The sequence below is a fragment of the Aestuariivivens insulae genome (assembly GCF_022662195.1).
GTDB lineage: Bacteria > Bacteroidota > Bacteroidia > Flavobacteriales > Flavobacteriaceae > Aestuariivivens > Aestuariivivens insulae.
The window spans coordinates 290,136-305,869 of the sequence record NZ_JAKMCS010000003.1 but is presented as its reverse complement, the minus strand read 5'-3'; the positions used below and the strand labels follow the sequence as shown (position 1 = coordinate 305,869).

Below are 15,734 nucleotides of genomic sequence, written 5' to 3'. Positions count from 1 at the left end.
AATTATAAGGCCATTGTCATTTCGAACATAGTGAGAAATCACAAAAAAGGATTTTTAATTTATAGCTGAAAGTAACCCAATGGATTCTTAAGGAGAAATAAAGCGATTAAAGTGATGTAAATTATTAGTGAACCTGTCTATCGGTAGATAGGTTTGTGGCCAAACAACTAAACAAATCCACAAAAAACAAATAAAATAATTAATGCAATTAGAAGAAAAAATATGGTTTTGGATTTTAGGGATTATCCCCGTTATCGTGTTATTCTTTTTGGTTTTGCAACTATGGAAACATAAAACACAAAAGAAATTTGCAGATAAGGCTCTTTTAAAAAGATTGAGCCCCAATAAATCATTGTTTAAATCGGCATTAAAAGTGGCTATGCTTTGTTTAGCCTTTGCGTGTATTGCCATAGCTATGGTAAATCCTAAGGTAGGAACAAAATTAGAAACCGTTAAGCGCGAAGGGGTCGATATTGTTTTTGCAGTAGACGTGTCTAAAAGTATGTTGGCCGAGGATATTGCGCCTAATCGTTTGGAAAAAGCGAAACAATTAGTTACCCAGATTATAAACAATTTGGCCAGTGACCGTATTGGTATTATAGCATATGCAGGTAAAGCTTTTCCACAGTTGCCCATTACAACCGATTATGCGGCGGCCAAAATGTTTTTGCAAAACATGAATACCGATATGTTGTCGTCGCAAGGAACAGCAATTAATGAGGCCATTAATTTGGCTAAGTCCTATTATGACGACGAAGAACAAACCAATAGGGTGCTAATTATCATTTCAGATGGTGAAGATCATAGTGAAGAAGCTGCTGCCGTAGCAGAAGAAGCCCATAACGAAGGTATTAGAATTTTCACTATAGGAGTAGGCGATGTTAAAGGAGGGCCTATACCTGAGAAAAAGAATGGTATTGTAGTGAGCTATAAAAAGAATAATGAAGGTGAAACGGTCATTACTAAGCTAAATGAGGACACTTTAAAAAGCATTGCCCAAGAGGCTAATGGCGCATATATTAACGGGAAGAATACCACCGATGTTGTAGAAACCATTAGGGAGATATTAAATAATATGGATAAAACCGAGTTTGAAGCCAAACAATTTTCCGATTTTAAAGCGCAGTTTCAATGGTTTTTAGGGTTTGCCATTTTCTTTTTGGTGCTCGATATTTTTCTTTTAGAAAGAAAAACAGCGTGGCTAAAGAAGTTGAACTTGTTTAATGAAAACCTTTAGTTTCAGTGAATGTGAAAATCTTGTAAAGGAGATTCAAAAAAATAATTTATAAAATTTTTAACGAACAGCACAAGAGTGATTTTATATATTGCTATAAAGAATAGATTAAAAATGAAGAGGATAGTTTTTGTTGCGTTTATGTTTATTGTTGGGGTTTGCAATGCCCAAGAGGAGAGCAAAACCCAAGAGTTGACCTTTAAAAAGGCTAATAATTATATTTTTGAAGGTAACGAGCTTGCTAGCAAGGAAGATTTTGTTGAAGCCGAAATGGCATATAGGAAGGCTATTTCGGAGCAACCTTCAACTGTTGGTGGAAATTACAATCTAGGCAACTCGTATTATGAAAAGGGAAATTACGAAGAAGCCTTATTCCGTCATCAACAAGCCATTAAACATGCTACTTCCAAGTTGGAAAAACACATGGCCTATCACAACATAGGTAATATTTTAATGCAAAACAAAAAATGTAAGGAAGCTGTAGAGGCTTTTAAAAATGCATTAAGGAACGATCCTTCAGACGACGAAACCCGTTACAACCTTGGTTTGGCAAAAGCCTGTGCCGAACAACAAAAAGATCAGCAGGATCAAAACAAGGACGACGAGAACAAGGATAAAAACGACGAGAATAAAGATCAGCAGGATCAAAAAGACAAGCAAGACCAACAAGATAAAAAAGATCAGGAAGGCGATAATCAGGAAGATCAAAAAAACCAAGATCAAGGCGAAGACGATAAAAAAGAAGGCGAAGACCAAAAAGATAAAGATGGTGAGCCTAAAGATGAAAAAGAAGATAAAGGCAAGGAAGGGGAAAAAGACCAAAAGAAACCACAGCAACCTAAGCCACAACCAGGTCAGTTATCACCACAGCAAGTAAAAAGTTTGTTGGAAGCCATGAACAACCAAGAGCAAAAAGTGCAGGATAAAATTAATGCCGAAAAGCAAAAAGGCGTAAAAGTAAAGACTGAAAAGGATTGGTAAATTTTTGATTTCGGATTAACAATTGACGATTTAAGAATTTATGTCCTAATTTATAATGAACGAATGAAAACTAGCGATCTAGAAGATAGAATAATTGATTTTGCAGTTGATATAATAGATATTACTGAGTATATAAAAAACAGTTATGCAGGTAGCTATTATGGAAACCAAATTATACGATCTTCAGGGTCTCCGGCATTAAACTATGGAGAGGCTAGAAGTGCTGAATCCCATAAAGATTTTGTTCATAAAATGGGAATTTGTTTAAAAGAGTTAAGGGAATCATATAATTGCTTGAGAATAATTAAAAAAGCCAATCTTTATTTTGGAAATGAAGAGCAAATAAATAAGGTTATAGACGAAAACAATCAATTAATTTCAATTTTTGTAGCCAGTATAAAAACATCCAAGAACAATAATTCAAACCTCAAAAATCGTTAATCGTTGTTCGTTAATTATTATGTATAGTTTCAAAAACATATCAATTTTAATATTTCTATTAGTAACACCTTTTGCTTTTTCACAAGTGAAATTTGAAGCTAAGGTTAGTAAAAAAACACTTGGAGTAAATGAGCGGTTACGGGTAGATTTTGAGATGAACCAAGATGGCGACAATTTCAATCCACCTAGTTTTTCTGGGTTTAATGTTGTTGGTGGCCCAGGTCAATCGGTTAGCAATTCTTGGATTAATGGCAAAAAAACCTTTAAAAAGACATACAGTTATGTCTTGGCGCCAAAAAAACGAGGTGATTTTAAAATAGGCCAGGCATCAATAACTATTGATGGAGAAACCTATAAAACCATTCCCATAAAAATTACGGTTACTGCTGCAGTAGAAAAACCAAAAGACCCTAATGACCCTAGTTATATTGCCTCAGAAAATATCCATTTGGTTACCGAAGTATCTAATACCAATCCATATTTAAATGAGGCTATAACAGTAGTTTATAAGCTTTACGTGTCACCAAGTATCAATCTATACGATATAGATGTGCTGGATATTCCTAAGTTTAACGACTTCTGGAATCAAGAAATTAAGTTAAAGGAGTTAAAGCTAGAAAATGGCGCCTACAATGGTGAAGACTACAATTATGTTGTTTATAAGAAAGTGGTGTTGTACCCTCAAAAAACAGGGAAACTAAATATAGAACCATTAAGTTTAAATATTGTTGCAGCTGTGCCAACCAATAGGCGCGATATATTTGGTAGTCGCATCATGCAGCGTTTAAGTACAACTGCGACGAGTAGCAATAGGGCTATTAACGTTAAACCATTGCCAGAAGCAGGAAAACCAGTCGATTTTACGGGTGCAGTTGGTGATTTTTCATTTAAAGTAACGGCATCTAAAACCCAATTGGATGCTACCGAGTCTTTACAAGTTAAAGTTAATGTTAGTGGTAAAGGAAACCTAAAGCTTTTTAATTTGCCAAAGATTTCACTGCCCAGCTCTTTAGAAGTTTACGAACCAGAGCATACAGAAAATGTAAGGACCAATTTGGATGGCATGCAAGGCAGTATTTCAGATAATTATACTGTTGTGCCTCAATACAAAGGGAAATATCCTATACCAAGCATTTCGTTCTCTTATTTCGATTTAAAAACCAAAAGTTACAAACGCGTATCGTCCAACGAAATTGTTATCGATGTCCAAGATGGTCCGGTAAATTCGGGTGATGCTAACAATGATACAGTTTCAGGAAGTGTTAAACAACGTGTGGTTCTAAATAACGATCAGTTTAAGTTCATTAAAACCAAAACGAATTTTACTGCAATTAAGTCATCTCATTTCTTTAAGACCAATTTATTTTGGTCTTTGGTAACACTGCCATTTTTGTTAATACCGCTGGCAATGTTAGTTAGAAAAGAGAAAGCTAAAAGAGCTGCCGATGTGTATGGTAATAAAATAAGAAAAGCAGATAGGTTAGCCAGAAAATATTTAAGTAAAGCCAAGAAAGAGCTTGGAAAAAAGGAGGCCTTTTACATTGCCTTGGAAAAAGCCTTGCATAATTATCTTAAGGCAAAATTACATATAGAAACAAGTGAGTTTAGTAAAGATAGAATTAAAGATTTATTAAACGATAAAGGTGTAGACGCTGAAGTTATTAATGATTTCAATAGCATATTAGAAAATTGTGAGTTGGCAAGATATACACCAATCACAACGGTTACCATGCAAGATGATTACAATAAAGCAGCAAAAACAATAGCATTAATAGATAAACAGGCACGATAACATGAAGCGTTTTTTATTTATAGTATCAGTTTTATGGAGCTTTGGTTTAATGGCCCAAAACAGTGTGTTATTCGATAAAGCCAATACGTTTTATAATGATGGTAAATATGCCGAAGCTATAGATGCTTACAACCAAATTTTAGATACGGGTAAGCATTCTGCCGAATTATATTTTAATTTAGGAAATGCCCATTATAAACTTAATAATATAGCGCCAAGTATTTACTTTTATGAAAAGGCATTGCAGCTATCACCTAATGACGAGGATATAAAAAACAATTTGTCGTTTGCCAGAAATATGACCATAGACGATATTGATATTATTCCAGAAACAGGCATGGCCAAAATAATAAACAGCCTTACCCATTATTTAAGTTTTGATGGTTGGGCAAAGACTGTTGTGGTGTTTGTGTTTTGCTTTGTTATTTTGTTTTTAACATACTATTTTGCCTATAGTACCTTAAGAAAGCGTATTGCTTTTTTGGCTAGTATGGCTTCTTTATTTCTGTTTTGTATCACATTGGCTTTAGCATTTCATAAATATAATTTAGACCAAAAAGATAGGCCAGCTATTGTCTTTGCTTCAGAAAGTAAAGTAAAGAGTGAGCCCAACACCAGAAGTGAAGAATTATTCAGGTTGCACGAAGGTACCAAAGTACAAATTATGGATACCATTAGTGATTGGAAAAAAATTAAACTTTCCGACGGTAAAACAGGCTGGGTAACTAATGAAGATATTAAAGCCCTTTAATTTAAATAGCTCTCCTATTTTTTAAGGAAGAATGGATTCTTTTAAAAAATTTAAAGTCATGGCGGTCGCTCTATGTCTTAATATCAAGTTAACAGAAAAGAGTTTGTTAGATAATTCCACCGTTTGAAGGGGTTTCTCCATTTTCTTCTTCTTCTTCTTCAGCGTTAATTATGGAAGGTAAAATTAAAGGAATAAGAGACTTAACGGGTTTGTAGAGCATCGATTTATTTATTGCTTCTTCATCCATAAAGGATATTGGGGTATTTACTTTTTCAAAAATTATTAATACGACACTTAAAATTAGGGCGTATTTTAGTCCGCCAAACACAGAACCGAGCATTCGGTTTAAAAGGCCTAATGCAACAAAATTAGCTAGTTTTGTTAAAGCCTTACCGGCAAGCGCAATGGCCAATACAATAATAACGAAGGTAATGGCAAAGGCAGTAATGTTAATGGTTTTTTCTTCCCAGTCCACTTTTTCCATCAAGAATTCGGCAGCAAAATTGCTAAAATGAATGGCGCCATAAACCCCAGCAATTAGGGCAACCAATGAAGCTACCTCCACAAAAAGCCCTTTTATAAATCCGCGTACCAGGCCAAACAAAATTAGCGCCCCCAAAACTATATCTATAACACTCATAGTTGCTACTTTTTGTAAATATAGAGATAAATTCTTTTTTACCGTTAGATGTTATAAATAGACCAATAGCTTTTGTAACTTTGAACCCAAAACTTCAAACATCGTACGTTTAATTATTTACTTTGAGCTATGTCTAGGGACCAACAATTAAAAGAACGCTGGGAATTGGTAGTTAAAAAGCTGTCCAGTCAATTTGCCGATGGCGAAGTAATGGATCTTGATGCTATTATTTATTTAATTGGCGTACAGGAATTGGGGCAATTGCATAGAGATTTTAAAAAAGACCAAAAGCTAGACTTGATGCATATTGCCATTTGTAAGCTTTTAACCCCTTATGGTTATTACGAGCTCGATTTTGTTGATAACGATGGCTGGCCACATTACAAAGCTAAAGCCGAACTGCCCTTTTTAAAGGCTGGTGAACAAAGTGTGTTAATGAAAGAAGCTATAGTAAACTATTTTTTGGAAACAGAGTTTATAGACTAATTAGCAACAAATAAATGATTCATCCTCTTAGACAACATATTGAAGAAATAATTCCCCTTACTGATGAGGAATTTGATTTTGTTTTGAGTCATTTCGTATCAATAAAAAAACGCAAGCATCAATATCTTATTCAAGAGGGAGATTACGTCAACAAAGAATATTGGGTAATTAAAGGCTGTCTAAAGACCTACTTTAATGATGATTCAGGTAAAGAGCATATTCTTCAATTTGCTATGGAAAATTGGTGGAGCACCGACTATGAATCATTCATAAACAAGGCTCAATCTAAAACCTCGATAGATTGTCTTGAAGATAGCGAATTGCTATATATTACCTATGAAAACCGTGAAAAGCTTACGGCCGAAATGCACAAAATGGAACGATTTTGGGCTAAAAAAAGTAAAACAGGTCGAATAGCACTTCAAAACAGGATACTTTCGTTATTAAAAAATTCTGCCAAAGAGCGGTACGACCTGCTTCTTGAACAATACCCTCAGCTTTTTCAGAGAGTTCCTAAAAAATTAATAGCCGCTTATTTAGGTGTTTCAAGAGAAACATTAAGCAGGCTCAGCTCCTAGTATTTACTAGCTCAACACCTATTTATTGCAAAACCGTGCCGTGTGATTTACATCACATGTAAATAGTGATATACCTCCTTCTCTTTTATTCGACTTCACAGCAACTTTGTATTGTAATTATTAATCATAAAAACATACGACTATGCCGTACATTAACATTAGAGTCACAGATGAAGAAGTGACAGCAGAACAAAAGGGACAATTAATAGCAGGAGCAACTCAATTGGTTGTAGATGTGCTTAAAAAAAATCCCCAAACAACACATGTTGTAATAGATGAAGTACCAATTGAAAATTGGGGAGTAAACGGGAAACAATATTTAGGGGCTAAGAAATAGAAACCATGAAAAACAAAACAGTAATTATCACAGGGGCCTCATCTGGAATTGGGAAAGAAATGGCGAGGTATTTTATCGAAAAAGGAAGTAACGTTATCATGAACTCTTCTAATGATGAAAATTTAAAAACCAGTTATATGGAATTAGGATCTCCCTTAAATGCAACTTATTTCGCAGGAGATATTAGTAAGCAAGAAACAGGGAAAAGATTAGTAGAATTGGCAATCAAAAAATTCAATTCTGTAGATGTTCTAATTAATAACGCAGGGGTATTTGCCCCAAAACCATTTTTAGATGTAGATGAAAAGGACTTAGAGCTTTATTGGAATGTAAACTTAAAGGGAACATATTTCACCTCTCAGGCAGTTATTCCCCAAATGATAAAACAGCAAAAAGGTTCCATCATAAATATAGGAACAGTATTAGTTGAACACGCTATTGGGGGATTCCCAGCAACAGCACCCGTATCAAGTAAAGGCGCAATCCATTCTTTAACACGACAATTGGCTGCAGAATTTGGAAAAGATAATATTAAAGTTAATACCATTGCTCCAGGAATAATAAGAAGCCCATTGCAAGGAAAAATAGGAGTTGAAGATGCCGACAGCTTAGCAGGTTTACACTTATTAAACAGAATAGGTGAAGTAAACGAAATTGCAGAAGCAGCATACTATTTAGCTTCAGCTGATTTTGTAACTGGAGAAACCATAAACATAGCTGGCGGGCATACTGTCGGACACTCAATTTAAATTTTAAGAAGATGAACAATTTATATAAAATCGCTTTGATTGGAATATTGACCATAATATCAAGCGTTAGTTATTCTCAAGAATCAAATAAAATAAAAATTTTATTTGTTGTAACCTCACACGACCAATTAGGTGATACAGATAAAAAAACGGGACTTTGGATAGAAGAGTTTGCAACACCATATTACTATCTAATCGATCAAGGTATAGAAGTAGTTATTACATCACCTAAAGGTGGTCAGCCACCGATAGATCCGAAAAGTACCCTTGTTGATTATCAAACAAAATCAACTAAAAGATATTATGCTGATTCCAAAGCACAATTGATTTTTAGTAAAACTCTAAAATTAGCGAAGGTGAAGCATGAGGATTTTGATGCTGTTTTTTATCCTGGAGGGCATGGTCCGCTTTGGGATTTATCTAAGGACAAAAAATCTATCGAATTGATAGAATCCTTTTATAATAACAACAAACCGATAGCCTTTGTTTGTCATGCTCCAGCTGCACTTCAAAAAGTAAATGATTTAAATGGAGACCCTTTGGTAAAAGGAAAAAAAGTAACTGGTTTTACTAATGGAGAAGAAAAAGCTGTCGGACTTACCGATGTAGTTCCATTTTTAATTGAGGACATGTTAAAAGAAAATGGGGGAATTTATGTAAAGGGGGATGATTGGTCAGCCTTTGCAGTCGAGGACGGTTTATTGATCTCAGGACAAAATCCTCAATCAGCAAATTTAGTTGCAAAAATGTTAATCGAAAAATTAAAAAAACATTAATTATGTACGATAAAAATTCAACCGAAATTAAAGCTGTTATTTCCGATTATTTCAATGGAATATATAATGGTGATGCAACTCTGCTGGAAGATGTCTTTCATACAGAAGCGCTACTCTTCGGAGATATCAATGGAGTTCCTTATTTCAAAACTGCACCAGAATACATAGCCGGGGTCAAGAGCAGAAAAAGTCCTAAAGAATTAGATGAGGATTTAAAAATGAAAATAATTGGAATAGATATTATGAGCGAAATTGCCATGGTTAAATTACATGTCCCTATGCTCGGCTACAACTATTACGACTATTTGTCTCTAACCAAAATCAACAATGATTGGAAAATTGTTAATAAGATTTTCACTCATGTAGAATAAACAGTTGCTAGCAATGTATAAAAGCAATAGCGGTTTGGGCGATAACTCGAGCCGCTATTTTGATTTAATTTAGTGTTTTTCAATCCGAAGGATAGTGCGTATCTTCCGCTACTCCTCTTATACTAACCATATGTTATAATCACTTTAGAGAAATCATTTTCTCCGATGATGGTGTTTGAAAAACGATATTAAACGTTATTTCAGGAATCACTTTTACACGGGCGCATCCTCGTAATGCCAATATTTTCATTAAATTTGCCCTCAGTTTTTGAATACTGAAATAGATTCATTACAAGTAAGATATCATGATAGATAAGATAAAAGAGCTTATTGAAGAAGCAGAAGCTTTTAAAGCGCAAACAAAAGAAGAAGTTGAGACTTTCAGAATAAAATATTTAGGATCCAAAGGATTGCTAAAAGAATTTTATGGCGAGTTAAAAAATGTCGCTAACGAACAGAAAAGAGAGTTTGGGCAAATTATTAATCAGCTTAAAAACACTGCTGAAGAAAAAGTCAATACCTTAAAATTGGAGTTAGATAGTAAAGAGGAGGTTAAGGGTATTTATGGAGATTTGTCGCGTCCAGGAGAACCTATTCAGCTAGGGGCACGTCACCCTATTTCTATTGTGAAGAATCAAATTATCGATATCTTTTCCCGTATTGGTTTTAATGTAAGTGAGGGACCGGAAATAGAAGACGATTGGCATAATTTTACGGCCTTGAACCTTCCGGAATACCACCCTGCACGCGATATGCAGGATACCTTTTTTATCCAGACCAATCCAGATATTCTATTGCGTACCCATACCAGTTCTGTGCAGGTGCGTTATATGGAAAACAATAAACCGCCTATACGTACCATTTCACCAGGAAGGGTGTATAGAAACGAAGCCATTTCGGCACGCTCGCATTGCTTTTTTCACCAGGTAGAAGGCCTCTATATTGATAAGGATGTTAGTTTTGCCGACCTTAAGCAAACCTTGCAGCATTTCACTACCGAAATGTTTGGCAAGAGTAAAATACGTTTACGCCCATCTTACTTTCCGTTTACAGAGCCTAGTGCCGAAGTGGATGTGTATTGGGGCCTGGAAACCGAAACAGATTATAAAATGACCAAAGGCACCGGTTGGTTGGAAATTATGGGCTGTGGTATGGTAGATCCCAATGTTTTGGAAAACTGTGGTATAGACTCTAAGGAATACTCTGGTTTCGCTTTTGGTATGGGAATCGATCGTATTGCTTTATTGCTTCATCAAATTAGTGATATTCGCCTGTTAAGTGAAAATGATGTGCGCTTTTTAGAGCAGTTTAAAAGTGCCTTATAATATTTAGCGTTTATACGGTTCGGTTGTCAAACAATCGTTTTCCCATATTTTTTTGGTGGTTTCTTGGTCTATATTGGCTCCAGATAAAATAATGACTACCGTTTGTTTTTGCTGTTGTTTTTGTAGCCATTGAAAAGCAGCTTCCATAGAAAGGGCACTAGTGGGTTCAATACGTAATTTAAGTAAATGGGTAAGCCATTGTGTCCAATAAATGATGGCTTCTTCAGTAATTTCATAAAAGCCATCTAGCTGTTTTAAGTATTCAAAAGTAATATCGCCTACGGCCAAGGTCATCGCGCCGTCGGCTAAAGTTTTAGGCGCTTCGGTTAAATGTTGAATGGTATTTTTGCGAAGTGATTCGGCAGCATCATTTCCCATTAGGGGTTCGGCACCAATAACCTGCGTTGTTTTCGATAAGCCTTTTGCGGCGATTAAAGAGCCAGATAACAAACCGCCACCACCACAAGGGGCAAATACCGCTTCAACAGATCCTATGGCCTTTATGGCCTCAAAAGCGGCTGTGCCTTGACCGCAAATTACCTGTTCGTGATTGTAGGGCGGAATCCAATAGATGCTTTTTTCTTCTGAGGTTTGTTTCACTAATGCATCTGCCTCTTGCCTGGTTTGGCATAAAATAACTTCGGCTCCATAGGCTTTAGTGGCCTGGATTTTAACTTTTGAAGCATAAGCAGGCATGTAAATGGTCGCTGGAATATTAAACCGTTTAGCAGCCCATGCCACAGCTTGTGCATGATTTCCAGAACTGTTGGCTACGATATGTTTTGGGGTAAGGTCGTTTTCAATTAACCAAGCTATAGTATTGCTGGCGCCCCGTGCTTTAAACGCCCCAATTTTTTGAAACCCTTCAGCTTTAAAATAAATGGTGTGTCCCAACCATGCATTCAATAATGAAGAAGTAATAACCGGAGTTTCATTGATAACGCCATCGATTCGCGACTTGGCTTTAACGATATCTTTTAGTGCTAGTTGGGTGTTCATAATTTTAAAGAAAGGTGTCTTCAAATCAAATATATCAATATTACTATAATAATGGTCGAAATCCATTATTTTTGAAGCCTTAATTTAGTTTCTAATGAAAAAGGATATCCAAATTCCACAAGTAGAAGGTGTTTATATTGCGGTAGTAAACGAATTTAATGAGGTATATAATACGCAAGACTGGAGTGCTTATATTATTAACGATAAAGAGGTAGACATAGAGATGGTTATTATTGTAACCAGTGGATATTCACAAGATAAAACGACATCGGTGTTTAGAAAACGTATTGATGTGCTGCCCAAAAAGAGTTACGCTAAGATTGAGTTGATGCAAGAGGAGCTATTTGCACTTAACAATACCTTTAAGGTTTCCTTTTTTGAAGGCAATCAAATGTTTGATAATACCTATGTATTTAGAAAAAATACGATAAACGAAAAAGCATTACGACCCGTACCTTTAATGCAGGTTAAAGGGGTTTTGGTGAAGTAATTTACTAAAGTTTATTTAGTATCCCTTACCTCTAAAGGAATCTGCACATTAAACGAACTACCATCTTTACGATTGTTAACATTTACTAAAGCAGAGGCGCAGTAAAGCGTCGTTGGAAAACCGTTGTCATCAATTAACAACTGTGGGCGTTCCAAACGATCGACCTTAATGGTATCACCATTGTTAAGTATCAGTTGTTTTTTCATAAACAATGGATTTTGGGTTTTTGTCCATATGATACCATCATTCGATTCTAAAACAGCTAATCCAGGTACAGCATTCGTGATTTTCCCCGTAAAGTCTTTAAATACCACATAGAATTTTTCATGTTGATTGTGATACCAGACATAAGGATCTTCAGCCGAAGCAATAGAGCCATCGTCCATTTTTATATCAAAAACATAAGGGTCTAAGGGGGTGAATGGGCCTGTTGGGGTATCTCCTATGGCAACGCCATGTACACCACGCCATGAAGGAAGATATACATTGCCTTTAAAGTAAAGCAGGTATTTACCGTCTGAAGGCCGTTGTACAACCGATGGGTTAACCACAATAATATTATCTGGTTTAGTAATTGTGCCTTCGGGAGAAGGATTGACAATATTGTTAGGCTTAACACGGGTTCTGGGCGATAATAACGGTGCGTTTGGACGTTTGAAATTACCAGAAACTAATTGTTGGAAGTTATCGAATGCAATAACGCCTATTTTTTGGTTTTGCTGTATGCGATCCCTTTTACTTAATTTCTCGCCTGGCGAACCTTTGGGTTGTATTCCTGGATCCTTAGAACCTATGTAGTACAGGTAATATTTATTATTGAACTTTTTAAGATGCGGATTATGGACCATTTGTGCGTCCCAAGCTAGGGAATCTCCAGTTAAAGCACGCCCTTCCAACACTACCTTTTGAAATTTAAAGCCTCTATTCGGATATTCCGATACAGCATAGGCTATTTTAGAATGTAATACCCACGATTGACTAAAACTAGGAATGGAATCGCCACATTCCCAGGTGCTATACAACATATGGTATTTACCATCCTCCCCTTTAACCACGCTTCCGCCCCAAACAAAATGTGTGGAATCGTTTAAAACAGAAGTTCCTTCTAAAATATCACCATTAATTTTAGCGTCTATAGGCTGAGCGAAAACCTTTAATTCGTTAGGTTTTTTAGAGTTACAACTTAATAATAATACGATTAAAGTGATACTAAATAGGCGCAATATCATGGGTTAATCCAATTTCTCGGTTAGTTTTTTAAATACCTTTTTAGGGTTTTTGTTTTCGTAAAGCACACCGTATACTGCATTTATAATAGGAAGTCGAGTCTTTTTTAAATTTTTTAGGTTTAATTCATGTGCGCTTTTGGTGGCGTAGTAACCTTCTGCAACCATATTCATTTCCATCATGGCACTTTTTACCGTGTAACCCTTGCCTATCATATTGCCAAACATGCGGTTTCTGGAAAATGTAGAATACCCCGTTACCAACAAGTCCCCCAAATAGGCGGAGTTATTTATGTTGCGTTTTATTTTATGCATCTTTTTAATGAATCGTTTCATTTCCCTAATGGAGTTGCTCATTAAAACACTCTGGAAATTATCGCCATAACCTAAGCCATGGGCAATACCAGCAGCAATGGCATAGATATTTTTTAGCATAACGGCATATTCTACGCCTACAATATCATCGCTAATTTTGGTTTTTATATAATCACTGGAAAGGTTTTTGGCTATAGCCCTTGCTTTGTTGGGATCAGCACAGGAGATGGTTAGGTAAGACAAACGTTCTAAGGCGACTTCTTCGGCATGGCATGGGCCTGCAATAACGGCAATATTCTCGAAAGGGATGTTATAGGTTTCATTAAAATGCTCGCCAACCAATAGTCCTGTTTCTGGGACAATACCTTTAACCGCAGAAACCACTATTTTATTGGAAATATCTACATTAAGCTTTTCCAGTTCGCTATAAATAAAGGCCGAAGGAATTACAAAAATTAACACATCGGCATAAGATGCCATTTCATTAATGTCGTTGCTTAGTTTTAATTGTTCTAAATGAAATTCAACCGAGCTTAAGTAATTGGGGTTGTGCTGTTCTTTTAATAAATGTTCTTTGGTGTATATACTTCGCATATACCACCCTACTTCATCTAAATTTTCACATAGCATTTTTACTATGGCCGTGGCCCAGCTACCAGCACCAAAAACAGCATATTTTAAAGGGTTGTCCATAAGAAGAGAAATGATTATAGGGATCAAAAATAAACAAAATATTGCTCTTGGCTAAGGTAGCATTTTATAATGTTTTTGATTTTTGGCACGTGTTTTGGAATTACTTCAGAAGAAACCCAAAACATGTTTGATTATGAAGACTGTAAAATTACTCTTAAGTATCTCGTTGTTTGCAACATTATTTACTTCCTGTTATACTGAAGTTATCGTTGAGGACGAACCCGGAATTTCAATTCATCAATTGCTAGCGTCCCATGAATTATGGTACGTAGATATTAATAAAACGGTAGGCTATGGAGAAACGCCCTTTTTGCAAAAAGCATTTACCATTTCATTTAGAAATGGGGTAGTGTATGCGAACAATAATATTGTTGGTATTGGAGACACGGGGAATGGTTTTGGTATTGATATAGGTGAATATGAAGCTTACGATATGATTTTAGATGTATATCATGATATTGATGGGTTTGAGACCTTTGATGTCTATCAGGTAGATAGTAATACCATAGAACTTTACAACCTTAATAATGATACCTCTTATTTTTTAGAGGGGTACCAACGCAGCAATTTCGATTATGATTTTGTGTTTTATGATAACATTCATTATTTCTTACAGGAATATGAGGCTTGGGAAAAGACCTATACTAGCGAATATGGTGCTATTAATGAGTTTGATAATGAAAATTATCTGCAATTTTTAGCTGGAGGAAACGATTCGACATTTCAGAGTTCACAAGACGAAGTAGGGATGGACCCTGCAAACTTGGTATGGGATTACACAGGCGTTTATGGTGTTGGTGACGTCACAGGAAATATGTACCTAAAAACTTTAACATTAGATTATGATTATTTCAATAATGAATATTTCGAATTGAGCGTTATTAATGATGGAAAGATAGAGTTATTTCACCCTGCTTCCGAAACGGTATACGAGTTTGAAGGACGTGGTTATATACAGTATTTAAAGACTGCAAAAACGAAAGGAGAAACCGCTACAGGAACAACAGATAAAATGCGTAAACCTAGAAAAGACAAAGTGCCCAACCCGAGGGATAACACTAGGGTTTAAATAAAAAATAAATGGATGAGATCCTGTTCTGCAGCAGGATACGTTCAACTAGCTAATTTGAATGTTGTTTTCACAACTCAAATTAGAATTTCACATTATTTTGGTTGGTTATTTAGTTGAAAAGCCGTTTAAAGCAACTTGTTTTAGGCGGTTTTTTTATTAGGGATTTATGTGATTACAGGTTAAAAGGTTCTTTTACGCTGATTTACATTTGCCATATTAGATAGTTTAAAATCTATAGAATAAAAATATTTTTATTTCAGAAAGCATAATAATTCTATTTGGGTAAAAAACAAGATTGATAATAACCCAACGTTAAAAGCAGTTAAAAAGAGTCTTTCAAATTCAAACGTTTTCTTAAAAACCATTACCCCAATATTAATCAGTTGAATGATTCCAGCGATTAGTAAAGCAATCATTAAAAAAGCCTCCCCAAAAAAAATAAAAGCCCCTTCATTGTCTTTCCACAAATGGCTTGCAT

At 35.5% G+C, this 15,734-nt stretch carries 18 protein-coding genes; 14 read left to right on the top strand and 4 right to left on the bottom strand.

Annotated features, from left to right (window positions below):
• Window positions 1–202: 202 nt before the first annotated feature.
• The 5 genes from MR062_RS05615 (at window position 203) to MR062_RS05595 (ending at window position 5,199) form a co-directional block, all read left to right on the top strand.
• On the top strand, window positions 203–1,237 hold the full coding sequence (locus MR062_RS05615; protein ID WP_242203110.1) for a vWA domain-containing protein: 1,035 nt from the start codon (window positions 203–205) through the stop codon (window positions 1,235–1,237).
• 111 nt (window positions 1,238–1,348) lie between these two features.
• A complete protein-coding gene (locus tag MR062_RS05610; RefSeq protein ID WP_242203109.1) occupies window positions 1,349–2,215 on the top strand; it encodes a tetratricopeptide repeat protein in 867 nt (288 codons plus the stop codon).
• 63 nt (window positions 2,216–2,278) lie between these two features.
• Window positions 2,279–2,656 carry a four helix bundle protein gene (locus MR062_RS05605; protein WP_242203108.1) on the top strand — a complete coding sequence of 126 codons (378 nt, stop codon included), beginning with the start codon at window positions 2,279–2,281 and terminating at the stop codon, window positions 2,654–2,656.
• A gap of 19 nt (window positions 2,657–2,675) precedes the next feature.
• Window positions 2,676–4,448, top strand: coding sequence for a BatD family protein (locus MR062_RS05600; RefSeq protein ID WP_242203107.1), 1,773 nt, complete (start codon window positions 2,676–2,678; stop codon window positions 4,446–4,448).
• A 1-nt stretch (window position 4,449) separates the two neighbouring features.
• Complete coding sequence (locus MR062_RS05595) at window positions 4,450–5,199, top strand: tetratricopeptide repeat protein (RefSeq protein ID WP_242203106.1); 750 nt, start codon at window positions 4,450–4,452, stop codon at window positions 5,197–5,199.
• 106 nt (window positions 5,200–5,305) lie between these two features.
• On the opposite strand, the gene MR062_RS05590 is transcribed toward MR062_RS05595, so the two are convergent.
• Window positions 5,306–5,839 carry a CvpA family protein gene (locus MR062_RS05590; protein WP_242203105.1) on the bottom strand — a complete coding sequence of 178 codons (534 nt, stop codon included), beginning with the start codon at window positions 5,837–5,839 and terminating at the stop codon, window positions 5,306–5,308.
• 129 nt (window positions 5,840–5,968) lie between these two features.
• Between MR062_RS05590 and MR062_RS05585 the strand changes: the two genes are divergently transcribed.
• From MR062_RS05585 to pheS, 7 genes are all read left to right on the top strand, one after another.
• The gene (locus tag MR062_RS05585) at window positions 5,969–6,325 is read left to right on the top strand and encodes a hypothetical protein (RefSeq protein ID WP_242203104.1); all 357 of its coding nucleotides are present in this window, start codon (window positions 5,969–5,971) and stop codon (window positions 6,323–6,325) included.
• Window positions 6,326–6,339: 14 nt separating this feature from the next.
• Window positions 6,340–6,903, top strand: a complete 564-nt coding sequence (locus MR062_RS05580; RefSeq protein WP_242203103.1) for a Crp/Fnr family transcriptional regulator — start codon at window positions 6,340–6,342, stop codon at window positions 6,901–6,903.
• Window positions 6,904–7,045: 142 nt separating this feature from the next.
• The gene (locus tag MR062_RS05575) at window positions 7,046–7,240 is read left to right on the top strand and encodes a tautomerase family protein (RefSeq protein WP_242203102.1); all 195 of its coding nucleotides are present in this window, start codon (window positions 7,046–7,048) and stop codon (window positions 7,238–7,240) included.
• A 5-nt stretch (window positions 7,241–7,245) separates the two neighbouring features.
• Window positions 7,246–7,989 carry an SDR family NAD(P)-dependent oxidoreductase gene (locus tag MR062_RS05570; protein WP_242203101.1) on the top strand — a complete coding sequence of 248 codons (744 nt, stop codon included), beginning with the start codon at window positions 7,246–7,248 and terminating at the stop codon, window positions 7,987–7,989.
• 11 nt (window positions 7,990–8,000) lie between these two features.
• The gene (locus MR062_RS05565) at window positions 8,001–8,765 is read left to right on the top strand and encodes a type 1 glutamine amidotransferase domain-containing protein (protein WP_242203100.1); all 765 of its coding nucleotides are present in this window, start codon (window positions 8,001–8,003) and stop codon (window positions 8,763–8,765) included.
• A gap of 2 nt (window positions 8,766–8,767) precedes the next feature.
• Entirely contained in the window at window positions 8,768–9,136 is a 369-nt protein-coding gene (locus MR062_RS05560; protein WP_242203099.1) for a nuclear transport factor 2 family protein, read from the top strand.
• Between the two features lie 305 nt (window positions 9,137–9,441).
• Entirely contained in the window at window positions 9,442–10,461 is a 1,020-nt protein-coding gene (gene pheS / locus MR062_RS05555; protein WP_242203098.1) for a phenylalanine--tRNA ligase subunit alpha, read from the top strand.
• A 3-nt stretch (window positions 10,462–10,464) separates the two neighbouring features.
• Here the strand turns inward: pheS and MR062_RS05550 are convergent, their stop codons facing one another.
• The gene (locus MR062_RS05550) at window positions 10,465–11,460 is read right to left on the bottom strand and encodes a serine/threonine dehydratase (RefSeq protein WP_242203097.1); all 996 of its coding nucleotides are present in this window, start codon (window positions 11,458–11,460) and stop codon (window positions 10,465–10,467) included.
• A 94-nt stretch (window positions 11,461–11,554) separates the two neighbouring features.
• On the opposite strand from MR062_RS05550, the gene MR062_RS05545 reads away from it, so the two are divergent.
• Window positions 11,555–11,950, top strand: coding sequence for a hypothetical protein (locus tag MR062_RS05545; protein ID WP_242203096.1), 396 nt, complete (start codon window positions 11,555–11,557; stop codon window positions 11,948–11,950).
• 11 nt (window positions 11,951–11,961) lie between these two features.
• Here the strand turns inward: MR062_RS05545 and MR062_RS05540 are convergent, their stop codons facing one another.
• Complete coding sequence (locus tag MR062_RS05540; protein WP_242203095.1) at window positions 11,962–13,179, bottom strand: glycoside hydrolase family protein; 1,218 nt, start codon at window positions 13,177–13,179, stop codon at window positions 11,962–11,964.
• Between the two features lie 3 nt (window positions 13,180–13,182).
• Complete coding sequence (locus tag MR062_RS05535; RefSeq protein WP_242203094.1) at window positions 13,183–14,184, bottom strand: NAD(P)H-dependent glycerol-3-phosphate dehydrogenase; 1,002 nt, start codon at window positions 14,182–14,184, stop codon at window positions 13,183–13,185.
• 133 nt (window positions 14,185–14,317) lie between these two features.
• Here MR062_RS05535 and MR062_RS05530 point away from each other — a divergent pair, with 133 nt between their 5' ends.
• Entirely contained in the window at window positions 14,318–15,253 is a 936-nt protein-coding gene (locus tag MR062_RS05530; RefSeq protein ID WP_242203093.1) for a nicotinic acid mononucleotide adenyltransferase, read from the top strand.
• The last annotated feature ends 481 nt before the right edge of the window (window positions 15,254–15,734 follow it).